General features: G+C 34.4%; 21 protein-coding genes, 1 pseudogene and 1 riboswitch. Of the genes and pseudogenes, 16 read left to right on the forward strand and 6 right to left on the reverse strand.

Annotated features, from left to right (window positions below):
• Positions 1 to 134: 134 nt before the first annotated feature.
• The 3 genes from PLX19_RS14595 to PLX19_RS14605 all read right to left on the reverse strand — a co-directional run bounded on the left by PLX19_RS14595 (position 135) and on the right by PLX19_RS14605 (position 3,710).
• Positions 135 to 953: a MerR family transcriptional regulator gene (locus tag PLX19_RS14595; RefSeq protein WP_272189382.1), complete on the reverse strand. Its 819-nt coding sequence runs from the start codon at positions 951 to 953 to the stop codon at positions 135 to 137.
• A gap of 167 nt (positions 954 to 1,120) precedes the next feature.
• Entirely contained in the window at positions 1,121 to 2,059 is a 939-nt protein-coding gene (locus PLX19_RS14600) for an agmatine deiminase family protein (protein ID WP_272189383.1), read from the reverse strand.
• Between the two features lie 493 nt (positions 2,060 to 2,552).
• Positions 2,553 to 3,710 (reverse strand): agmatine deiminase family protein, encoded by a 1,158-nt coding sequence (locus PLX19_RS14605; RefSeq protein WP_272189384.1) that lies wholly within the window; start codon positions 3,708 to 3,710, stop codon positions 2,553 to 2,555.
• A 779-nt stretch (positions 3,711 to 4,489) separates the two neighbouring features.
• On the opposite strand from PLX19_RS14605, the gene PLX19_RS14610 reads away from it, so the two are divergent.
• The 8 genes from PLX19_RS14610 (at position 4,490) to PLX19_RS14645 (ending at position 12,075) form a co-directional block, all read left to right on the forward strand.
• Positions 4,490 to 5,767, forward strand: a complete 1,278-nt coding sequence (locus PLX19_RS14610) for a right-handed parallel beta-helix repeat-containing protein (RefSeq protein ID WP_272189385.1) — start codon at positions 4,490 to 4,492, stop codon at positions 5,765 to 5,767.
• Positions 5,764 to 6,282: a nitrous oxide reductase accessory protein NosL gene (locus tag PLX19_RS14615; protein WP_272189386.1), complete on the forward strand. Its 519-nt coding sequence runs from the start codon at positions 5,764 to 5,766 to the stop codon at positions 6,280 to 6,282. Before PLX19_RS14610 ends, PLX19_RS14615 begins: the two co-directional genes overlap by 4 nt.
• Positions 6,283 to 6,333: 51 nt before the next feature.
• Positions 6,334 to 7,146 carry an ABC transporter permease gene (locus PLX19_RS14620; protein WP_272189387.1) on the forward strand — a complete coding sequence of 271 codons (813 nt, stop codon included), beginning with the start codon at positions 6,334 to 6,336 and terminating at the stop codon, positions 7,144 to 7,146.
• Positions 7,143 to 7,841 (forward strand): ABC transporter ATP-binding protein, encoded by a 699-nt coding sequence (locus PLX19_RS14625; RefSeq protein WP_272189389.1) that lies wholly within the window; start codon positions 7,143 to 7,145, stop codon positions 7,839 to 7,841. Before PLX19_RS14620 ends, PLX19_RS14625 begins: the two co-directional genes overlap by 4 nt.
• Positions 7,842 to 8,318: 477 nt before the next feature.
• On the forward strand, positions 8,319 to 9,083 hold the full coding sequence (locus tag PLX19_RS14630; RefSeq protein ID WP_272189390.1) for a DUF2087 domain-containing protein: 765 nt from the start codon (positions 8,319 to 8,321) through the stop codon (positions 9,081 to 9,083).
• A gap of 225 nt (positions 9,084 to 9,308) precedes the next feature.
• The gene (locus tag PLX19_RS14635) at positions 9,309 to 9,665 is read left to right on the forward strand and encodes a GIY-YIG nuclease family protein (protein WP_272189391.1); all 357 of its coding nucleotides are present in this window, start codon (positions 9,309 to 9,311) and stop codon (positions 9,663 to 9,665) included.
• 63 nt (positions 9,666 to 9,728) lie between these two features.
• The gene (locus tag PLX19_RS14640) at positions 9,729 to 11,057 is read left to right on the forward strand and encodes an MATE family efflux transporter (protein WP_272189469.1); all 1,329 of its coding nucleotides are present in this window, start codon (positions 9,729 to 9,731) and stop codon (positions 11,055 to 11,057) included.
• A gap of 154 nt (positions 11,058 to 11,211) precedes the next feature.
• Positions 11,212 to 12,075, forward strand: a complete 864-nt coding sequence (locus PLX19_RS14645; protein ID WP_272189392.1) for an SMP-30/gluconolactonase/LRE family protein — start codon at positions 11,212 to 11,214, stop codon at positions 12,073 to 12,075.
• 234 nt (positions 12,076 to 12,309) lie between these two features.
• Here the strand turns inward: PLX19_RS14645 and PLX19_RS14650 are convergent, their stop codons facing one another.
• Together PLX19_RS14650 and PLX19_RS14655 are read right to left on the reverse strand one after the other, a co-directional pair.
• Positions 12,310 to 13,230 carry a DMT family transporter gene (locus tag PLX19_RS14650; RefSeq protein WP_272189394.1) on the reverse strand — a complete coding sequence of 307 codons (921 nt, stop codon included), beginning with the start codon at positions 13,228 to 13,230 and terminating at the stop codon, positions 12,310 to 12,312.
• Positions 13,231 to 13,249: 19 nt separating this feature from the next.
• Positions 13,250 to 13,969 (reverse strand): class I SAM-dependent methyltransferase, encoded by a 720-nt coding sequence (locus PLX19_RS14655; RefSeq protein ID WP_272189395.1) that lies wholly within the window; start codon positions 13,967 to 13,969, stop codon positions 13,250 to 13,252.
• 227 nt (positions 13,970 to 14,196) lie between these two features.
• On the opposite strand from PLX19_RS14655, the pseudogene PLX19_RS14660 reads away from it, so the two are divergent.
• Positions 14,197 to 14,307 (forward strand): annotated as a pseudogene (locus PLX19_RS14660) (GNAT family N-acetyltransferase); the annotation flags it as partial.
• Between the two features lie 37 nt (positions 14,308 to 14,344).
• Here PLX19_RS14660 and PLX19_RS14665 read toward each other — a convergent pair.
• A complete protein-coding gene (locus tag PLX19_RS14665) occupies positions 14,345 to 14,896 on the reverse strand; it encodes a DUF1697 domain-containing protein (RefSeq protein ID WP_272189396.1) in 552 nt (183 codons plus the stop codon).
• A 279-nt stretch (positions 14,897 to 15,175) separates the two neighbouring features.
• Between PLX19_RS14665 and PLX19_RS14670 the strand changes: the two genes are divergently transcribed.
• The 7 genes from PLX19_RS14670 (at position 15,176) to PLX19_RS14700 (ending at position 23,493) form a co-directional block, all read left to right on the forward strand.
• Positions 15,176 to 16,438: an MFS transporter gene (locus PLX19_RS14670; RefSeq protein WP_442869054.1), complete on the forward strand. Its 1,263-nt coding sequence runs from the start codon at positions 15,176 to 15,178 to the stop codon at positions 16,436 to 16,438.
• 106 nt (positions 16,439 to 16,544) lie between these two features.
• Positions 16,545 to 16,967, forward strand: coding sequence for a DUF3995 domain-containing protein (locus PLX19_RS14675; protein ID WP_272189397.1), 423 nt, complete (start codon positions 16,545 to 16,547; stop codon positions 16,965 to 16,967).
• A gap of 113 nt (positions 16,968 to 17,080) precedes the next feature.
• Positions 17,081 to 17,219, forward strand: a riboswitch (cyclic di-AMP (ydaO/yuaA leader).
• A gap of 124 nt (positions 17,220 to 17,343) precedes the next feature.
• On the forward strand, positions 17,344 to 19,011 hold the full coding sequence (gene kdpA, locus PLX19_RS14680; protein ID WP_272189398.1) for a potassium-transporting ATPase subunit KdpA: 1,668 nt from the start codon (positions 17,344 to 17,346) through the stop codon (positions 19,009 to 19,011).
• Between the two features lie 157 nt (positions 19,012 to 19,168).
• Entirely contained in the window at positions 19,169 to 20,416 is a 1,248-nt protein-coding gene (locus tag PLX19_RS14685) for a DUF445 domain-containing protein (protein ID WP_272189399.1), read from the forward strand.
• Between the two features lie 260 nt (positions 20,417 to 20,676).
• Entirely contained in the window at positions 20,677 to 21,564 is an 888-nt protein-coding gene (locus PLX19_RS14690) for a Vgb family protein (RefSeq protein ID WP_272189400.1), read from the forward strand.
• Positions 21,565 to 21,749: 185 nt separating this feature from the next.
• A complete protein-coding gene (locus tag PLX19_RS14695) occupies positions 21,750 to 22,388 on the forward strand; it encodes a response regulator transcription factor (protein WP_272189401.1) in 639 nt (212 codons plus the stop codon).
• Positions 22,389 to 22,392: 4 nt separating this feature from the next.
• Entirely contained in the window at positions 22,393 to 23,493 is a 1,101-nt protein-coding gene (locus PLX19_RS14700) for a sensor histidine kinase (RefSeq protein WP_272189402.1), read from the forward strand.
• The last annotated feature ends 18 nt before the right edge of the window (positions 23,494 to 23,511 follow it).

The following is a 23,511-nucleotide window of genomic DNA, read 5'->3' on the forward strand; positions in this document are numbered from 1 at the left end:
ATATTAAAAAACAGACAAATGACCGTTAATGCTTTCTTTGTAATTCCCTTCATTTTTCTACTCCTTTTCTTAAGATAAATTGCTTTTAAAAATAGAATAAACGTTAACATAGTGTCGATGTTAAGTCATTATTGTTACTTTTTAAAAATTAAAAAACAAATTTGTGTCACATAATCCTCTACTGGGCAATCGCATTCAGGACCCTTTAAATAGACTTCACATGGCGTGGCAACTGTCAGATATCCATTATTTTTAACCCATTCTTCTAGTGCCATATAACCGTAACCTATATCGTCATAATTCCCATGATGCAAGGTAGTAACAATTTGATGCGGGGTTAGCTTTTTTATCTCCCAATCCAGTGATACATTTCCAGTGTTCTCATAATTAATTGGAATTCTTAATTCAATATCACTATGGTCCGGAATATACTCTTCATCATAGAAGATGGCGGATGGAGAACCTATTATTTGAAAATTATTCACTTGTGCTTTTTCATATAATAAATCAAAATGTTCATCTATATCATTAATATCGACTTGTAATCTTTGCGTTATGACAGTTATTTCACTTCTCATTCCAATTAATATATCGTAGTGTCTACGCTGGGTTGAAATGATATCCATATTTCTATTTATCATTTCACTCATTTCAGAAATAACCTGTAAATGTTGTCTCACTTCATGAGACAACTCCATAATTTGCAATTTCATATGTTTGATGAGTGAATTTTTGTCTGGTGCCTGAAGAATTATTTTGATTTTCGAGAGAGGAAATCTGTATTCTCTTAGTTTCTTGATTTGTAATGCCACTTCCAATTGACCCTGTTCATAATACCTATATCCATTTATAGGATTAACATATGCTGGTTTCAGTATTTTCTCTTGGTCGTAATGTCTCAACATCCGAGTACTTATTTTACAAATTCGAGAAAATTCAGTAATTGTATACATTTAAATTACTCCTTGTGTAACTTTATTTACTACGTCTTTTATAAACTTATATAACAACCTTTTACCCTCATAATAAGCATGAACGTGAAAGGTATTATATTTTTTTACAGGGAATTTGCAAACAGACATCATTCCTAATTAAAAAAATCTAGAATAGAGAATTCCCTCTAACGATTTTTCATGCTTTTAAATTTTGGAGGTAAAAAATGAATGGGACAATACCACGTTAAACAATTAATTGCGCCTCCCATTGTCGATATATCTCCTACATGAACTGGAATTACATGTTTATCGGTATGTTTTTTGATGTATTGTAAGACTTCCTGATCTTTAGATAATCCAAACCTAGGAACATAGAGCGCATCTCTTGTTTCTAACAGGTTTATATATAAACCTTTGGCTGATGCTATCTCTTGATCATACTGCCCTTTCTCTGTATATGAAGAAGGAACAACTACAAATTCAGCTTCTGGCATCTGTTCTTGAATAATCGCTTGAATGCTATACCTAAATTCGCAATCTCCTAGAAAGTCACTGATAAACATTGTATGTTCATCAATAAACTTAATCATACCGTCTGCATGTGCAAGCACATCTCCTGGTTCAGAAGGAATGATAATAACTCGACTGACATCTAAGTCCCATTCCAGTTGCTCTATAATTTCTTTTTCTGTCCAATCATAATTATCGTCAAGTATACGATCTGTTAGTATAATAGTGTCTTTTTTATTCCAAATGAGATTACCGCCATCTAATATCAATGGGGAAGTAATATATTCAAAGTCATTTTTCTCCAGCCATTTATTGAATTGTTGATTTAAATATCGACTTTGACTTTCAGGTAAGTAATCTGGTCGGTATTTAAATTTAACGAGGTGATTTGTTATAACTGGCGCAACGTCTCTCAGCCAAATGTCATCATACTCAAAAAAGTTTGTTTCAAAGTCTTGTTCTTCTACAGTTAAAGATATAAGTTGATCGGTAAATGCTTTATTTTCATTTAGGTTCTCATTAAAATAAATAAGATCTTCATAAAATGGTCGATAATATTGATTCGATTTATTTGGTATTGCAGTAAAAATAATTCCATTGTGTACTTGATTCATATTGTTTACCTCACTATTTTAAGGGGTATTGAGTAACTGATTTGGAACAAGTCATTATGAACGGTAAAGTGAAAGGGGGGCCTCATCCCTCACCAACTGAATTTTTACGTGCAGCCCGACCTTCACCTAATTTCTTTGCTTTTGCTGAATTTTGAGACGGGGTTCTTACTGCCCACAAAAAGCTGGATACATACGACTATTCCTCGATTCAATTCTCTTATGATTATATATTTTAGAAACGTGCATATTTCATGAGTGGATTATAGCACGGCTTTATATTATATATTTATATAAAAAATATAAAGCCGTGGTTAAGCGGTAAATTTACTCTTGACAATATTTTTATCATAAACTTTTTAGTTATTTAATTTATTCCTTAAATAAAGTAAGATAAATAATTTTTGTTATACAATATCTTACAAATAAGTTCAATTTTTCTTTAAGAGACTTTTCGTTTATAAAATTATATCGCTAAGAATAAAATATAAATTTATTATTTCAAATTGATTGGTTGTTGTTGAGTAACACAATGTATCATACCGCCATTTTTATAAAGTTCCCTTACATCAATACCCACCACTTTATGGTCAGGATATAATTTTTGAATGATATCATTTGCTATTTTGTCATTAGGATCATTATAGTTAGGTACCAATATAACTTTGTTCGCTATATAATAATTCACATATGAACCTTTATAATCAAGTTGATTCCCATTTTCTAATGTAACCTTATTTTTACTTAGCGGTAGATGTACATACTTATACTTCCCACCTAAAGCATTTTTTGCATGCATCAATGTATTAATATCTTTGTCTGACACCCCCCATTCAGCCAAGTCGTCTTCTGCCATCGTTAGAATGGTAGATTTATCGTGAAATTTAGCGAATCCATCGATATGAAAATCAGTAATTTCTAAGTTAGGTACTCCGTCTAACCAAATAAAATTTGTTACTCCAAGATCGCTAATATATTTTTCGATTTCAGATTCTGATAAATCAGGATTTCTATTTTTATTTGTAACAGCACTTCTGGTTAATAAAGAAGTACCATTACCATCTAATTCAATTGCCCCGCCTTCAAGTACAAATTTATGCCAATTAATTCTTTCAATTCCTAACTGTTTACTGAGGTTCTCACGAAGAAGAGCATCCTTCGCAAAGGGAGTCTTCTTTCCCCATCCATTAAATTCTGGATCTAATATCTTTAGATTCTTATCATGATCATAAACAAAAATCGGTCCGCTATCTCTAGCCCATACATCGTCAGTAGGTGAGATAAAGAAATCTATTTTTTCCATATTTACCCCTTGATCAGTTAAAAGCTTATTAATTCTTTCTTTTTCTTCTTGATTATATGCAACAATGTGAATTTTTTCACCTTCGCTTAAAGTGTTTGCCATTTTGATCCAAATCGGTTCTAATTCTCTCTGATAGTCTTGTCCATATGTGTATTCATGAGGCCATTGCAGCCATGTACCTTCATGTTTACTTTTTTCATCCGGCATTGTATATTTTCCCACTTTTTCTTGTGTCTCTACCTTTTTAATATCCTTACCCTGAACCTTCTCATTATCTTGAATTTGACCACAACCACTGATAATTGATGTGGATAGTACAGCCACCAAACAAAAATTTGCTATTTTTTTCATTTCTAAACCTCCTGTTCTTTTCTACAATAATGTAAAGCTTCACATAGTGTTAAGCTCAAGTTTTTTTTAATTAATACTAAATTTCAGTGCTAATTTATGTTGATCCAATGTTACTTGATCATTTACATGATTTAACGACTTAGGTAAATTTATTCTGAAATTTTCCACTTTCCTTTCTATATAATCTACCTTTTTGTAAAGCTATAATTTTATAAAAGATAACACGTTTTCCTTATTTTTAAATGAGTATTAGCAAGTGAATTTTTAGTATAAGAGTTGGATTTCTAGCTCAAAATAGTCCGCATTTAGTAACAAAAATAGTCTTAACGTACAGCTAACACCTTCGAATGTGTCTAGAATGTGTCTGAATGTACAATTTTCTTTTTTTGATATGATGACTCCATCGCCATCAAGTTAAGGCGAACAGGTTCCCAAAAACAATAAAAACAAAATGCACAAAATTTTCATTATAGGGGTATTATGTGATCTTAAGTTGATGGGCATAGGGAACCAAGTATGAATGCTAAGAAAACAACATAAAAATCTCTTTCATTTTTTTGCGGGGGGGAGGGCGAGAGTATCTGGCCATGCATAGAAGCGGTCAGAGCCTGTTCCTGCCACGTGCAACGTTTAATACATATGTTGAAAAAACAAAATGGGATGTATATAAGTTTGAAAAATATCTTTTTTTGTCAAAAAATACAAAGTTACTTCACAAATTTCACACAATTGTTTGTTATCATGCTTACAGGTCGACATAAATTAGAGGAGATTTCTCTATGAAAATAACTCGAGTTTTTTTTCTCTTTTGTATTACTTTTTTTAGTTTTTTATTCCATGCTGATGCACAGGACACGTTGCAATCTCAAATTAACGCTGCTCCTGAATATGGAATCGTCAAAATACCGAGTGGTATCTATAATGAAACGATTGTTCTTTCAAAACCTGTTACTTTAGAGGGAACAGGGGAAGTCACTATTCGTTCTTGTCGTAAAGAACCCGTTATTACGGTAAATGGACAATCTGTCACTTTACAGCATATAAAGGTAGAACAATGCAGTAGTGAGCCAGACGCGGAAGCTATTCTTGTTTCTGGTAAGAATCATCGGTTGGAAAATCTTCAAATCTACACAAAGCAGTTCGGTATTAAATTAAATAGGGCGAGTGGTACGGTTGTAGAAGGCGGTTTGATTAAAGGGAATTCTAAAGGAAACGGAATTGACTTATGGGAATCAAATGACAATATGATTCAAGGAGTCGAGATTGAGAAAGTAAGAGATGGCATTTATATAGAAAATAGTCATTTTAATCGAATAACTCGTAATGCTATCGGAAATTCTCGTTATGGCATACATATTATGTTTTCAAATCACATAACCGTACAAAATAACAAGTCTCACAACAATATTACAGGTGCCATGGTGATGGGAACAAAAGAAACAAAAATTGAAAGGAACGAGTTAACTTTCAATAATCGGAATGTCAACGCACAAGGTTTATTGTTGTATGATGCAGAGAAAACAGAAACGATTGAAAATCGAATTTCTTATAATCGTGTTGGGATGTATGTAGAAAATGCGAATAACAACCGTATTTCAGATAATGAAGTAAACGGGAATTTTATTGGCATGCAATTTAAAAATGCGAATGAAAATCATGTGTCTGACAATGTCTTTGTTGGAAATGTAAATGAGTCTCAAGCGATAAACAGCACTGAAAACAAAATTATACATAATTATTGGGACACATCCTTGAAGCTGGATACAAAGGGAAATGGTATTAGTAGCATTCCACATAGAGCAGATCCGTTTTTTCTAACACTAACAAATGAAGTCCCTGAATATCAGTTGTTTTTCCAAGCACCTGGTATGATTGTACTCCAAACGTTGTTGAAAAGTCCTGAAAGCCAAGTTTTAACTGATTATGAGCCTATGATGACAATGAGAGGAAAGAAAGAAGAAAACAAATCCTCATTTAAGATGCAAATCGGAATGATTAGTGTGAGTATGTTAGCAATAAGTATCACTTTATTTAAAATTGGGAGGAAAAGAAGATGAAATGGAAAGGTTTATTTATTACAATAGTTGCAGCTCTTTTATTGACGGTAGCTGGCTGCGGAAAAAAGGAAGTTAAGCCAGTAGCAATTGACGAGAAAAATGATAAATGTGCCAATTGTAATATGCTTGTGACGAACGATCAATTCGGAACAGAAGTAATTCTTGAAAACGGTAAATCATTAAAATTTGATGATCTAGGTTGTATGTACAAGTGGATGAACAAAAATAAAAATGAAAAGTTGCAAGCAAAATTTGTACGTGATTACAATACAAAAGAGTGGGTTGAAGTAGAGAAAGCGACTTATGTTTATGACAAAGAGATTAAAACACCGATGGCTTATAATGTAATTTCTTTCAAAGATAAAAAAGACGCGGACAGTTTTGTTTCTAAAAATAAAGGTGAAGTGTTAGCAGCAAAAGATTTAGAAAAGCATGAATGGAACAAAAACATGGATATGATGATGAAAATAAAAGAAGAGAATGCAAAGAAAAAGGATATGAATCATTCTCATTAATAAAAAAGGACAACCGTTCCGGTTGTCCTTTTTTGTGGAAAGAGGGATATTATGTGGCACATTTGGCAATCTGAGTGGCGGATTACGATAAGACAACGCTCATCTTATACATTTGTAATCCTTTGGACGAGCGTTCTGTCTTTATTATTTTTACTAGAGCGAAATACGCCTACTATAACAGGATACACAAATATGACAGGTACAATGGCGAATGTAGTACTGTATATTATACCGTTATTCATGCTTATTATTAGTTCTTTTTCTGTTGCGAATGAAATGGAAAACGGGCAGTGGCGGTTATTAAGTACGTATCCCATTTCTAGTGTTGCATACGTAATGGGAAAAGCATTTGGACAATTTACAGCGCAACTTATTATTTTTACACTTAGTTATGGCATAAGTCTTCTAATCGGTCTCGTTTGTGGAAGTGCGCTATCTATGAAATGGATATTGGCTCTTTATGTATTCGGGGTAGTATTAATACTTTTCTTTTTAATAATTGGTTTCGTGATCGGTTCTTTTGTCGTAACAAGATGGCAAGCGTTAACAATATCTGTTGGGGTTTGGTTTTTCTTAATTATGATTTGGCCTACTGCGCTTGTCGCTGTTCTTAGTTTTGTTCCGTATCCGATGATTGCTGTGCTTCTAAAAATAGCTTTGTTTATTAATCCTGCTGAATTGCTTCGCATCGTATTTGTTGTTCAATTAGGCGGTGGTGCGATATTTGGACAAGCATACGATTCTCTCATTACTTTCTTACAATCTGAGGCTGCGTGGGGAGTTCTCATTTTATATACACTAATATATGTGGCTTTTGGTTTTACTCTCTCTGCATGGAAGCTAGAAAGGAGAAAAATGCAATGACACTTTTACAAGTTAAAGAGGTTTCAAAAGAATATAAGACAAAACAAGCACTTACTCACTTTTCACTTCAAGTAGACGGGGGAACGTGCATCGTATTATGTGGTGGGAACGGTGCGGGAAAAAGTACACTTCTTCATATATTGGCAGGTATTTCAAAACCGACAGAAGGTACGATTGTATTGAATGGTATTGCTCTTCATGAAAACAGAAATGCATACGTGTCTCAAATTGGATATATGCCAGATGACTTCCATGCGCAGGAAATGATGACTGTGCATGAATTTCTTTCTTTTTATGGTATGTTACGAAGGGTAAGTCAACAACAAATACAGGGAATCTTAGAAAAGATAGGTTTGGTTGACAAGGGGAATGAACTTGTAAAACATTTATCAAAGGGAATGCGGCAACGCTTAGTATTTGGACAAGCGTTATTAGGGAAACCGAAACTATTATTATTAGACGAACCAACAAATGGTTTAGATCCATTTTGGGTTAATGCATTCGTCGAGGTTTTACAGGACATTAAGAAGAATGGGACAATTGTTATTTTTTCCACACATATGATGGACGTGGCAGCGGAAATAGGAGATTGTATTTTGTTTATGAAAGATGGGATCGTGACGAAGCGTATTGAACATAAAGGGAGTAAAGAGGAGAAAACACTGCACTTGTTACAATTGCATCGGCAGGGATGAAACCAAAAGCATAAATTCTTTTTGGTGAAATAAGGACATGCGTTGCAGTGTTAACTCTAGACAGCTTCAATCAATTATTCCATTTAGACTATCTTCAATTATTCTTCGTCTTTTTATCTACAATAGTTGCTTTTATTATCCTCAAGTTAATTAAGAAAAAAGAATTTAATAGAACTAATGAGAAATAGGACTAGTATGGTGACTAGTCCTATTTGTTATTTTATTTTTCATATACATTTGTAAACAAAATTTGCATTTGTTTATTGCACTACCGAGGGACAGGGCTTTTTCGTTGATAAAAATTTTGCTTTATTAGAGGGGTGTAAAACCTTAAAGGTATAAACGTTATTTGATTTTGTTTGAAAATAGATAAACGGAAAGTTGAAATGTTTATTTTTACTGTGGTATTATAAATGAAAATAAACCAAATCATAATTTGTTTGTTTTTAAAATAAACTTTTTAAGGGATTGTTTAGCATGAATGATATTTCAGAATGGTTTTGGAATGCCACAGTAGAGGAATTGAAAAAAGGATATGTATTTGAGAAGGATACTGAAGAATACGTTTGTTTAGCTTGTGGAGAAAAATTTATGAAAGGTATTATTTATCAAGAGCAGAACATTTTTTATGAAGCAGAGAAGTTTACGCAAATTCATATCGCAAACGAACATATTTCTATGTTCGACTATTTATTAGGGTTGGATAAGAAATTAACTGGTTTAACAAATTTGCAGAAGAAGATGGTCCAGTTCTTTTATATGGGTTTAAACGATAAAGAGATTGTACAAGAAATGGACGGTGGAAGCACTTCAACAATTCGAAATCATCGTTTTACATTAAGGGAGAAAATGAAACAAGCAAAAGTGTTTCTTGCGCTTATGGAGCTGTCAGAAGAAAAAGCGACGAATCAACCTAAATTTCTCCCGATTCATCGTACAGCTACGATGCTTGATCATCGGTATGACATTACCGAAGAGGAGAATGAAGAAGTTTTAAAATTACATTTTACAGAAGGATTAGACGGACCGCTTTCTAAATTTCCGAAGAAACAAAAGCGAAAGCTCATTATTTTGAAACATTTAGTGAAAAAGTTTGATAGCAATCAAAAATATACAGAAAAAGAAGTTAATGAGATTTTAGAACGTGTATTTCCTGATTATGTCACGTTAAGAAGGTATTTAATTGAATATGGTTTCCTTGACAGAACATCTGATGGAAGTCAGTACTGGGTGAAATTATAGAGAACAATGTAGATAAATACAAATTAAAAAATCGATATAAAAAACATCTTTCTTTTTAGATGGGTGAGAGCATCTGGCCGTGCATAGAAGCGGTCAGGGCCTTTTTCTACCGCATGCCAGGTTAAAACAAAAGGAGCAAGCAAGTAGCATACATGTTGAATTCTGCATAGCAGTGATTTAGATGGCGAAAAGATATATAGAGATAAAATGAAAGGAGAAAGGAAATTGAATAGAAAAAAAGAATTAAAACAACTGTATAAAGAAACAGAAATAGAAGGAGGGATTTATTGTATTAGAAATATAAAGAACGAAAAAGTGTATGTAGAGAGTACAAGAAATTTCAAAACGATGAGTGGAAGACGGCTTTTACTTAATATGGGTTCTCATACGAATAAGGCATTGCAAGATGATTGGAAGGAATACGGGGCAGATGTTTTTGAATTTGAAATATTAGAAGTGCTGAAAAAGAAAGAAACGGGATATTTTAATGAAAAAGAAGAATTAAAGAAACTAGAAGAGAAGTGGTTAGAGAAATTGCAGCCGTTTGGAGAGCGAGGATATAATCGCGACATTTCTCAATAAAAGGGGTTATGAAACTTGAAAATAACTGAAGAAGGAACAGAAAATAAACCGATATGGCGTTCTATGGCCATGTTTCTTATTCCTTTATTGTTAAGTAATGTATTGCAGTCACTTGGACAGTTGTTTGGTATGGTAGTAGTAGGGCGGTGGCTTGGCATTAATGAATTAGCTGCTATTTCCGCTTTCTTTCCATTGTTTTTTCTACTCATTTCATTTGTAATTGGGATTGGTTCTGGTAGCTCAATTTTAATTGGTCAGGCTTTTGGGGCTCGTAATGAAGACCGCTTAAAGGCCATTATTGGTACAACGTTGACATTTACGTTCGTACTTGGAGCAATATTAGCGGTAGTGGGTAGTATGTTTGCAATGGATATTATGCGACTAGTCGGTACACCGGAAAATATTATTGATATAAGTGTTCATTATGCACGAATTTTATTTATTTCCATGCCAGTGCTATTTTTGTATTTTGCATATACAACATTTATGCGTGGAGCAGGGGATTCAAAAACACCATTTTATTTTTTAATTGTGAGTACAGGACTAAATATGGCATTCTTACCTATTCTTATATTTGGGTGGCTCGGCCTGCCGAAACTCGGTGTGTATGGCGCAGCATATGCTTCTGTTATATCAACAATTGTTACATTTATAATTCTGTTAGTTTATTTAAGAAAAACGAAACATCCATTGCAATTTGATGCAACGGTTCGAAAGTATCTTCGCATGGATGGGGAGCTGTTAAAATTATTATTACGTCTTGGCATTCCAGCAAGTATTAATATGATACTTGTTTCATTATCAGAGATTGCCGTTATTTCCTTTGTAAATCGCTTTGGATCAGATGCAACTGCAGCATACGGAGTAGTAAACCAAGTAGCAAGTTATGTACAGATGCCAGCAGTGAGCCTTGGGATTACTGTTTCCATATTTGCAGCGCAGTCCATTGGCGCAAATCAATTTGATCGCCTGCAAAAAGTAATCCGGGCAGGACTTGTTATGAACTATGTAATTGGTGGAATATTAATCTCATTTATTTATTTGTTCTCAAAAGAAATTTTAGCACTCTTTTTAACGAGTCAGAATACGATTGATATTGCACATAGTCTCATTATGATTACGTTATGGAGTTACTTGATTTTCGGTCATGCGCAAGTTATTGGGGCAACAATGAGAGCGAGCGGAACTGTATTGTGGCCGACTATTTTTGCAGTAATAGCGATTTGGCTTGTGGAAGTTCCAGTTGCTTATTTCCTGTCATATCATACGAGTCTTGGGATAAAAGGAATATGGGTTGGATATCCAGCTGCGTTTATTGTGAGTTTACTTTTGCAATATGGATATTATAGGTTGTCATGGAAGAAGAAGCGAATTACGCGTCTTATAAATTAGAATTAATTGCGTAAATAAGGAATCCCCTTTAGATAAGCGATCTGAAGGGGATTTTTGTAGTTCTAGATAAAGAATAAATGCCACTAATTCATATATAAAATCATTACATGTTATTATAAAAAGACAGAATATTCTTTAATGGGGAGGGATTAATTTGCTTGGGGAATTAGAACTAGTCATTGATGCGAAGGCTACTCTTGGAGAAGGGCCTTGTTGGGATAGTAAAAAGAAGCTATTGTATTGGGTTGATATTTTGGAGAAGAAGGTTCATATCTATAATTCTATTACAAAAGAAAGCAAGGGAATTTTTCTTGGACAAATGGTAGGATCAGTGGCTCCGAGTGAATGTGGTGAAATGATTCTTGCGCTAGAAAATGGTTTTTATTTCTTAAATCCAGATACGGAAGAACTGCGGACTATTTGTGACCCTGAAAGTCATTTGCCAGAAAATCGTTTTAATGATGGAAAATGTGATCCGAGGGGGCGTTTTTGGGCGGGTACTACTGAAGGTGTTGGCATTGATGGTAAGGGAGCTCTTTACTGTTTAGATACCGATTTAACTGTAACAAAGAAAGTAGAACAGGTAAGTACTTCTAATGGATTAGCGTGGTCACCAGATCATAAGTATATGTATTTCATAGATACACCGACAAGAAAAGTAGTTCGTTTTGATTATGATATTTACACAGGAAATATTGAAAATCCACAAGATGTTGTTGTCATACAAAAAGAAGAAGGACTTCCTGATGGAATCACAATTGACGAAGAAGGAATGCTCTGGATCGCTCATTGGGGCGGTTCTAAAATATCGAGGTGGAATCCTTTGAATGGAGAGCGGCTGCTAAGTATTTCAATCCCGGCCAAATATGTAACTTCTTGCACTTTTGGCGGAAATGACTTAAAAGATTTATACATTACGACAGCCAAAATAGATACTACAGATGCAAGCGCTGGTGGAGTATTTCGAGTAAAAACGAATATAAGAGGATGTCCTACATATCGGTTTAGTGGAAAATGAATTCTTTTTTCTAAGTTATGGTAAATCAAATTCGTAGATATTGCAGGATTTAAATCCGAATTATTAGTACTTAGTGGTATTCCCGAATAGGAAGATAACGTATTATTGAATCCTGATATACATGTGCTAGAAGGAACTTTTATCGGATGATAAAAAGGAGTTGACCTTTATTTGTCAACTCCCCTTTATATTGTAAAGAATGATGATACGATATAGTCAATATAAGATAAAACGTTATTTGTTGCTAATACCTTTATTTTTAGAAAGTAGTATCCTTTTCTCTTTAGAAGATAAGTAGACGCCAATTCCAATTAAACAGGCTCCTAAAATGAAAGTGATGCCTAAACTTTCATCAAGTAATAAAAAGCCTAACAAGCTACCAACTATAGGTTGAAGGAAAAAGAAGAGAGAACCAGTACTAGCATCTAGATATTCAAAGCCCTTGTTCCAAAAATAAAAGGCTACTGCAGTTGAGATAATCCCTAAGTACAATACTCCTAACCAAATCCATACGTCTTTTGGTAAATCAGTAGGCGTAACTGCTTGCTCCCAAATTACAATAGGAATAGTAAAAATTACACCAAACAAATTAGACCAAGTAGTAACTGTAAGAGAAGAATATCTTTGTGTTTGTACTTTACTTAGTACTGTATAAATAGCCCAAGTAATAGCAGCACCGAAGAGTATAATATTTCCTAGATACATACTTTCAGTTTGATTATTGGTGGATGGAAGACCGATAACACAAAGTACTCCAATCGTTGCAAGAATAAGTGCGGTTATTTTATTTATTTGCAATTTTTCTTTTAAAATATAGAAAGCAAAGATAGAAATAAGTGCTGGAGAAGCAGCTGTAATCAAAGATCCCATTGCGGCACTAGATAGGTTTGTCCCAACAAATTGCATTCCAATAGAACCGGTATATCCAACTAAACCAATCATAGCCATTTTAAAAACATCTTGTCGGTGAATTTTCCATAACCCTTTCCACCAAGTTATGGATCCTAAAACAAATAAACTAATAATAAAACGAATTTCTAATAATAGCCAAGGTTGAATATATCCTAAAACAATTTTACTAATTACATACATTCCGCCCCAAATAGCAGCAGCCATCGATAGGGCTAACGAGCCTTTTAAAAAGTTCCTATTCATATACATACCATCTTTTCGTTTATTTATATCCAATAGCAAGATACATTTGACCGACTTTGTTATGAATTCTACTATAAATATGCTCTTGGATGTCTATAAATGCATCAAATTCATTATCTGGCTGAAAAGAAGCCATCTGTTCATCTGAAAATGGAATGATATTTTGAATTTTAGCATAGGGAAATATTGAATCTATTAATCCTTTAAATTCTTTAGCAGCCATACTATTATTCTTTAATTTAACTTTTTCTTGTGCGTTATAAAATGATAAAAATTCAGTGAAAGAACAATCAGGGTCCCAAGATGAAATAATAACAAAACCTCTTGGTTTTAAAATATATTTAACTTTTTTAAGAAAACCCTCATACTGATCTTGGTTCATATGACAAATAGTACCCATCATACACGTAATTAAATCAAATGAATTTTCAGGGAAATCAAGCTCTGTTGCATCCATTTTAAATAGATTAACTCTATCCGAAACTCTTTCTTTCATAACATTATTAGACGCGATTGTCAGAGCTTCTTCGGAAATATCTATTCCAGTAACCTCATATTTCTTTTTAGCAAATAAAATTGGATATCTTCCCGTTGCGGTGCCGATATCTAAAATTTGTGAAATATTTGGATTTTCATTTACAATTTTTAAAACACTTTGTAGTTCTAAATGTTTTTTTACCTCATCAGCGTTAGGTAACTGCATATATGTTTCATATCTTTTTTCATCATATTTAATCATGTTTATCCCCTCTTTTTTTATTGTAATAAAATCCATTTATAGAATTATATTACAATAAGTGCGCCGTGTTTTTAAAGGAATAAAAACTTTCTCAAGTGAACGATTAATGTAATAGAAAGAAATAATGTAAGAGAGTCATCTAAGAGGGGATTACACATATAAAAACCCTTATGGAGGAATTGAAAATGAAAAATGTACGAATTCAAAAAATTAAAATAGCTGAAGCGAGAATAGCTTTATATAAAAAGTCAGGGTTCGAAATTGAAGGAATAAAACGTCATTCTCTTATCATTGGGAATGAATTTATTAATGAATATTATATGTCGAAAATAATTTAAACCCTATAGCTTACCTATAGGGTTTTGATCATACAATTCAAACAAGTTTACCTTGCATTGCTTTTGCTAACGCCACAACTTTGTTGATTGTATTCCAGTTACGCGTTGTTGCTGTATTGCCAAGACTTTGCATATTTTTTGCCAACTTGGAATCTAAGATGCTTTGCCGAAACAAGAAGTAAATTACACGTCGATCGATATGGTATTCATCGTTATTACGTTCGCTGCTTGCCAATCGATCGACTATCTTCTGCGGCGGCGCTTCTGTCAATATTGAAATATGAATGCTTTCTCCTTCAGCTAAAGGGACATCTGCATATGGGCATTCTGCAATGATTCGCTCCAGTTCATCAGCTGTTCTTAAGATAACGGTGACTGAAATGCCAAAATTGGTTCTGATTGCATCCTCGATTCGGAGGCGTAGCTGCTCTTTGCTTTCATCCGATTTGAAAAGGACATTGCCAGTTTGAATATACGTTTGCACTTGGCTAAGGCCTAGTGTTTCGAAGGTACTTCTTAGTTCAGCCATCTTAATTTTGTTATGTCCACTTACGTTAATACCTCGTAATAACGCGATATAAATTACCATCTAGTCACCTTCAGTCATTTTATGTTTTAAGTTGTAATTAACAAATTCGTTGATTTAGGGAAGGACTCCTTTTTTTCGCAAAAAAATAGTAGTTTTATATTCCAAAATTTTCTTATCATATGCTGTCTGGTTACACTATCTTTGAAGTAAGAGGATTCACTCACAATTATGTTAAACTAAGAATAGAATTCTTAAGATTCGGAAATGTTTTGCAATTACTGTCTGAACAGCGAAATTTAAATAAGTTATAACATTTATATACAGAAAGGAGGACTAGGATTGACCCTTAAAAAAGAAACAAGGTTCAACTCATCGTTGCAAACGAAAGGAAATAAGTGGTTATCAAAAGTTACACATTTACCTAGTTCCTATATGGTTTTTGTTTCTAGTATACTCATTTCTCGGCTCGGTGACGCTCTTTATACGTTTGCGATTCCTTGGATTGCTTATGAGTTGACTGGTTCGGCAGTAGTTATGAGTTCGCTTTTTGCTACTAGTGTATTACCTATTGTTTTATTTGGTCCTATCGTTGGTGTAATGGTAGACCGCTGGAATCGACGAAGGTTGATGTGGATAGCTGATTTAGGAAGTATGTTCTTGGTTGGACTAATTCCAATCCTCCATTTTTTGGAGGTGCTCCAAATCTGGCATCTATACGTTATTTCTTTTATTCTAGCTGTCTTATCCATGTTATTTGATGTAGTTACTGTTACAGCAATTCCGTTTATTGCAGATCAAAAGTTAATAAAAGCGAACTCGGCATATCAAATGGTTAATCAAATTGCTAGTTTAGTAGGTCCAACATTAGCAGGTATGATAATCGCCATAATTGGAGGGTTTAACGCGCTTTGGTTAAATGTCTTTTCCTTTGCAGCTACTGTAATCGCAGTATTACTCTTACCTGAATTAGGGAGAAATAAGGTCGGCGTTAAAGAAGGCAATGTATTACAAAGCATAGCGAGAGATCTAAAAGAGGGACTGAAATGGCTGACGAATAATCGCCTTAACCTTGCTTTATCTCTTCAAGCTTCGGTTGGTAACTTTGGTGCGAGTGCTGTACTGGGCGTGTTCATGTATTATTTGCTTTCAACATTACATCTATCCGCTGAGCAAAGCGGTTATAATTACACCTTAATTGGAGTTGGGGGACTTATAGGAAGTATTATTGCAGTTCCACTCGAAAGGTACTTTCGGCGTGGAATTCTTATCCCTGTTCTTCTAGGTATAGGTGCAATTGGGTTAACATATGCAATCTGGAGTAAATATTGGCTAGCACCCGGTATTGCTCTTGGTGTTGCGATGATTTGTAATATAGCTTGGAACACGATCGTAGCATCAATCCGGCAAGAAACAGTGCCTACCGAAATACAGGGAAGGGTTCTAGGCTTCTCGCGAGTACTTACTCGTCTTGCGATGCCATTAGGAGCTTTAATAGGTGGGATAATCTCTAGCTATAATCCAGTTGCAGTGTTTGCATTGGCGTCAGCTGCAAAGATGGTGGAAGTTTTTATTGCGGTTATGAGTCCTATCCGTAAGTTATAAGCTGAAGATTTCCTTATATTGGGTTGTGTTTACAAGGGAGTTCCTAAAAATTAGAGAAACTATGAAGAAGAAAAATGATTTATCATATGTATAAGGAGGGAATACAATGGCAGCATTTTTTATCATTTTAGGTGCGAGCATACTTGTGTTCATCAGTCTCATTCATATGTACTGGGCATGTGGTGGATCATGGGGGAGTAAGGTTGTTCTTCCGATGAAAAAAGACAGCGGCGAATATGCTTTTGTTCCGCGAAAAATAGGGACTTTTGCAGTGGCACTTGCCATTTTATGTTTTGCTATGATTCTATTAGCACAAAGTGGATATTTGTCTTTTTGGAATCCAAGTCGCTACACAAGATGGGGATGTATCGTTTTAGCTGGGATTTTCTTGTTACGTGCAGTCGGTGATATGAAATATGTTGGGTTTTTTAAAAAGGTAAAAGGGACAAAATTTTCAGTGTATGATACGTGGTTATATAGTCCGATTTGTTTATATATCGCACTTACTTTTGTAGTGGTGGTTTGTTGATAGTAGTATGTGGAAGGAAACCTTTCATTAAGGGAAGGTTTCTTTTTTTGTATTTTCTCTCTTTACAATAAGAGTTTAGAAGAGTATATTAACAGTCAAATGGAAAATTTTACAGACCAATATCGCTTAATCCAATAGGAGCGGGGGAACCAATTTTGTGCTTTGTCACTCGGGGTGAATCCTTTTTAGGTAGGGCTACTCTCAAGGTCCGAATCCGACAGCTAACCTCGTCAGCGTTTTGAGAGGGGGGACTTGTGTGTAAAAAACACTAGGTGCGGCCTAGTGTTTTCTTTTATTCTCTTTGTGGTAAATATTTACAAAAATTTTTCTATATTTAATGGAGAAAAATATAGAGATAACAGAGGAGAGGAAAAGAGTGAACTGGCTAACAAGTCTACTTACAATTTGTCTATTTGTAGTTGTCGCAAAGCCGATGGGGGATTACATATACAATGTTTTTCAGCAAAAGGGATCATTTCAAAAGATATTTGATCCACTAGAAAAAATTTTGTTTAAAATCGCGGGCATAAAGGGCTATAGTCAAAGCTGGCAGCGCTATTTGTTTTGTTTAATCATAACGAATCTATTTTGTATACTTGTTGTATATTCTATATTTCGATTACAGGGCATGTTACCGTTAAATCCAAATCATTTTCCAGGAATGGAGCCAACATTAGCATTGCATACAGCCATTACGTTTATGACAAATGCGAATCTACAACATTATGGGGGCGAAAGTAATTTATCTTATTTCTCTCAAATGGCTGGGATAACGTTTATGATGTTTGCAGCACCTGCAACTTCACTGTCGATTGGGATTACGTTTATTCGTGTGCTAGCAGGTAGAAAAGTAGGGAACTTCTTTGTTGATTTTGTTCAATCTATTGTAAGAGTGCTGTTACCCATTTCATTTGTAGCTGCACTCATTTTTCTGGCGCTAGGAACACCGCAAACGTTGGATTCTACAATTATCGCAAAAACGTTAGAAGAGACGGAGCAGGTGATTCCTCGCGGACCAGTAGCATCCTTACTAGCTATTAAAGAACTTGGAGATAATGGCGGCGGTTTTTTTGGAACAGTTTCGGCACATCCATTTGAAAATCCAAATATGATTAGTAATGTGCTTCAAATGATGCTGCAAATGTTAATTCCGATGGCATTCCCATTTGTATATGGACGAATGGTTGGAAATCGGAAACAAGGAAGAAGTTTTTTTGTATCGATGTTTATTTTGTTTATCGCTGGATTTTCAACACTTGCCATATCTGAATTGAAAGGAAATCCGTTGTTGAATCAAATTGGTGTAGAAAGTTCACAAGGAAATATGGAAGGGAAAGAAATGCGCCTTGGCGTTATATCTTCTGCCTTATATGCAACTGTTACAAGTGCTTCAGGTACGGGGGGCGTGAATACTACACATGATACGTTAACGCCAATTGGAGGAATGGTCCCGCTCGTCAATATGCTTCTAGGAACTGTATTTGGCGGGATTGGAGTCGGATTCATAAACGTAATCATGTATGCAATGATTGCAGTATTTTTGGCAGGGCTTATGGTTGGACGTACACCGGAGTTTCTGAATAAAAAATTAGAAGGGAAAGAAATGAAGTTAATCGCTATTACCATTGTGTCTCAGCCATTACTTATTCTTGGTGCTGCGGCAATTGCTTTTTCAACACATTTAGGAACAGACAGCATTTCGAATCCTGGTTTTCATGGTTTAACACAAGTTATATATGAATATACATCGTCTGCGATGAATAATGGCTCTGGATTTGAAGGATTAAATGATAATACACCGTTTTGGAATATTTCAACAGGTCTCGTTATGTACATTGGTCGTTATTTTAGCATTATTACGATGCTTGCTGTTGCAGTTGGATTAAAAAAGAAAAAAATTGTACCAGAAACGATTGGTACGTTTCAAACCGATAGTCGTTTGTTTGGTGGAATCTTACTTGGTACTATATTTATAGTAGGTGCTTTAACATTTTTACCAATACTTGTACTGGGCCCAATTGCCGAATTTTTAACAATATCATAAAATTATAAAAGCGAGGGGTGCAAAGGCCTCTCGTTTTTATAATGAATTCTTTGTGGTTTTTAATGGCATTCATTATAGTATAGATATACGCTTTTGTTGAAGGATTTAATTATAGATTGAAAAGTTTACTTTACATAAAGAAGGATGTGCAATTGAAATGTCATTACAATCAAAATATATAGCGGGAATTTCCCTGGGAGTGATGGGAGTTGGGTTTGCCGCAACACTTCCGATTCAAGGAACGATAGCAGGTGGAATCATACAAGGTGGATTTGAAGCGGGTTTAGTAGGCGGACTTGCCGATTGGTTTGCAGTTACGGCGCTGTTTCGCCATCCGATGGGAATTCCAATTCCGCATACAGCACTGCTGCCAAAAAATCGGAAACGAATTACGAAAGGACTTGTTTCCACACTGGAAAATGACTGGCTGACGAAAGAAAGTATAACAAATAAAGTGAAAGAGATGCAGTTAGTACAAATCGTTTTACAAATTGCAGAAAAAGAGTTGCAATCGGATAGCGTGAAAAAAGTGATTGTGCAACTTGCTGAAAAAGCGATTCTTCAAATGAATATTGAAAAATTAGCTATTGTTATTGAAAAAGAATTAAAAACGTATTTACATACGATTCATACAGGGGAAATCCTGCAAATTCTTATTGATCAACTAGTTGCAAAGCAATACGATGAAAAAACATTTGATTTTATGTTAGTTAAAGCAAAAGAGTGGACAGTTCAAGATGAAGCGCGTTATCAGCTCGGAAGTTTAGGGATGAAAACGATGGAAAATATAAAAGTAGATGGATTTTTACAGTTTACGCTTAAATCTTTTATGAATATTGTAGATGAAGAAAAAATCGGAAGTGTTTTACAGAAGTTTATAATCAGTAATATTAGTAGTTTGCAAAATCCTGATAATAGCACAAGACAACTTATATTAATGAAGATTCGCCAAGAACTTATCCGTGTAAAGGAAAGTGAAGCAGTATTGCGGGAGTTAGAGAATTGGAAAGAAAGTTTGATTGCAAATTGGAAAGCAAATGAAAAAATAACAGAATTGTTAGCTCAAGTACAGGAAAGAGCAGTTGCTTTTGTAAAAAAAGAAGAGTTTATAGATAAATATCTTCTTTCATTTTTAAAGGCGCAAATGAATCAAGTAAAAGAAGATCCAGTAACGATTCAAAAAATAGATGATTGGTTACAAAAACAAATTGTAACCCTTGTCGAAAACAATCATTCTAAAATTGGAAAGCTTGTACAAGAAAATCTTGATAAGCTAGATGATCAAACGCTAATTGAAATGATTGAAAATAATGTAGGGAAAGATTTGCAGTGGATTCGCGTAAATGGAGCTGTTTGTGGATTTATGATTGGGTTAGTTTTAGAAGGGTTAAAAGCGATTATATAATGAGATAATTTGAATAGTACTGCTGAAAAAATATATATCATCTTTATTCTTATAAAAGATAAAAATTAAAACCTTGCACAGCTTTCCATATAGCAGTGCAAGGTTTTTTATTGGGTTTTAGTTCAATATTTTGTTGAGATGTAATTTTTTGTAGTTTTTCTTCTAAGTAATGAAGGGAAAGGAATTGCATTCACGGAAATATTTACAATGTTTGTTTTCATATAATAAGTACATGCATCAATCAAAAAGGGGGAAGTTCAATGCAAATAAAATTTAATGAATATCTTCTTCCTAGGGCTGAATTAGGGCCATATGGGATTACAGTCGGTGTTGATAGAGCTCTTTGGTTTACGGAACATAAGGGAAATAAAATAGGAAGAATGACTATAACCGGTGAAATACAGGAATACTTCGTTCCTACATCAGATGCAGGGCTTTCATGTATAGCATCTGGGGCGAATGGAGATCTTTGGTTTACAGAATACAAGGCCGATCAGATTGGAAAGATTACAATGCAAGGTGAGGTTACTGAATATATGTTACCTACTGTAAAGTCAGCACCTTATGGAATAACTGAAGGACCAGATGGAGCGATTTGGTTTACGGAACTTACAGGTAATAAGATAGGAAGAATATCATCGTTAGGTGAGATTACTGAGTATACATTGCCTAATTCGGAGTCTTATCCGTCATTTATCGTATCAGGACCAGATGGGGCACTTTGGTTTACGGAGAACAAAGGTAATAAAATAGGTAAAATCACTATATCTGGTCAAATTACTGAATATTCTATACCTACAATAAATTCTGCTCCAGTAGGCATTACGAATGGACCAGATGGAGCAATATGGTTTGTAGAGATAAACGGAAATAAAATAGGAAGAATTACTACATCGGGAAAAATTAGCGAGTACCCTATTCCAACCGAAAATGCCCGGCCACATGCTATTGTTGCAGGGGAGGATGGAGTACTTTGGTTTACCGAATGGGCAGGAAATCGGATTGGGCGAATTACGGTGGATGGAGAAATTACCGAATATCAAATTCCTACCAAAAACTCGGAACCACATGGAATTGTACTTGGGCCAGATGGAGCACTATGGTTTGCAGAAGAGTGTAATCAAATAGGACAGTTAATTTGTTTATAAAACCTTGTAAATCTAAATGATCGATTAACATGTAAGGAATAACAGAGCCAGGTGGATATTGTCTGTTACGCGCTTGAAGATAGGGACTTCTTTCGGAAGTATGTTAAAGAAATATGTAATGAAGAATAGTAAAATTGTATATTGAAAGGGTGTGAATGTAAGTAAGGTAATACTTACTTACAACTATGAAAATAAAAGTGATAATAGCTGATGATAATTCTTTTATAAGAGAAGGCATGAAAATCATTTTAAGTACATACGAAGAATTTGAGGTGTTAGAAACAGTTAATGATGGACAAGAGGCTTTGGATTATTGCCAAAAACATGATGTAGATATTGCACTTTTAGATGTACGTATGCCAAATATGAATGGCGTGGAAGCGACGAAATTAATTTGCGAACAAACAAAAACAAAGCCGCTTATTTTAATGACATTTGATGATGATGAATACATTTTAGATGCAGTGAAAAATGGGGCAAAAGGTTATCTATTAAAAAATAATGATCCAGAGCGAATTCGAGATGCAATAAAAAGTGTTCATCACGGCAATACTGTGATGCAAGATGTAGTTCTTAATAAAATTAAATCTAACTTACAAGGCAATAAAGAAGAAGGATCAAAAATAGATAAGAGTCTTTTCACAGAAAGAGAGCTTAGTATTATTGCTCTGATTGCGAAAGGCTTTTCGAATAAAGAGATTTCAAAACAGCTTTTTATATCAGAAGGGACAATTGCGAACTATATTACGTCAGTTCTCAATAAAACAGGGCTTGAGCATCGTACGCAAATTGCAATTTATTATTTAACAGGAACTGTGGAATAAAAAAATGAATTTTTGGATGATTATTAGTAAGCTTATCGTTTTCCTTTACATCGTGTTTGGTTATGTCCATTCTAATGTTACAAATTTGCCATGGATTGTATTTACGTTACTTTTGTATCTTTGTATAAATGTTTCGATCTACATTTTCAAAATAGATGCAGTGAAAAAAGTGATTATATTTATATCAATTGTGACTATAGCTGTTTCGTATAAACAAATTCATCCGTTATTACTTTTATTTTTACCGCTGAATTTATATGAATATACTTCTTATTACATACAGAAAAGAGAGATGCTTCTTTTTATTATGCTTCTTCCAGTTATGTTTGCCCAGGAAAATATACGTATGACATACGGTTTAATCGCTGTATTTAGTTTTGTTGTTTTTACAATGGCCAAGCTTTATATGGAAAGGCTATGTAAACTCGAATCAGAAAATGACATGATGCGAAAAGATTTGCAAAGGCTCACAAAAAACTTGAATGAAAATAAAGCATACATCAGACAATCGGAATACACATTTAAACTAGAAGAACGAAATCGATTATCACAAGAAATTCATGATAAAATTGGTCACTCTATGACATCTGCGTTGATTCAAATGGAAGCTGCGAAAAGATTGATGGATACTGAAAAGAAGAAATCGGCAGAGTTGCTTCAAAACGCCATTCATATTTCTAAAGACGGAATTGAGAGTATTAGAATTACGTTGAAAAATATGAAACCACCAACTGAACAAATGGGTATTCATCGTATGAAATTATTCATAGATGAATTTGCGGTGAAACATGATATGAAAATTCTATTTGTACATAAGGGGAATTTGGAAGCTATTTCGCCGATACAATGGAAAATCATTGGAGAAAATGTAATGGAAGCGTTAACGAATGCTATGAAATATGCTGAGGCCACAGCTGTTTCGATTGATATTCATGTGCTTAATACTGTTGTGAAGGTGCAGGTGAAAGACAATGGGAATGGTGTACCGCAAGTGAAAAAAGGGCTCGGCATTATCGGTATGGAAGAGCGTACAGCTTCTATTAACGGGACGATAATTGTAGATGGTACAAATGGTTTTTCTGTAACAATGCTATTGCCAATGTAATAAAGATTAAGTGAGATG

Origin of the sequence: Bacillus sp. BP-3, from assembly GCF_028401955.1 — a bacterium.
Lineage (GTDB): Bacteria > Bacillota > Bacilli > Bacillales > Bacillaceae_G > Bacillus_A.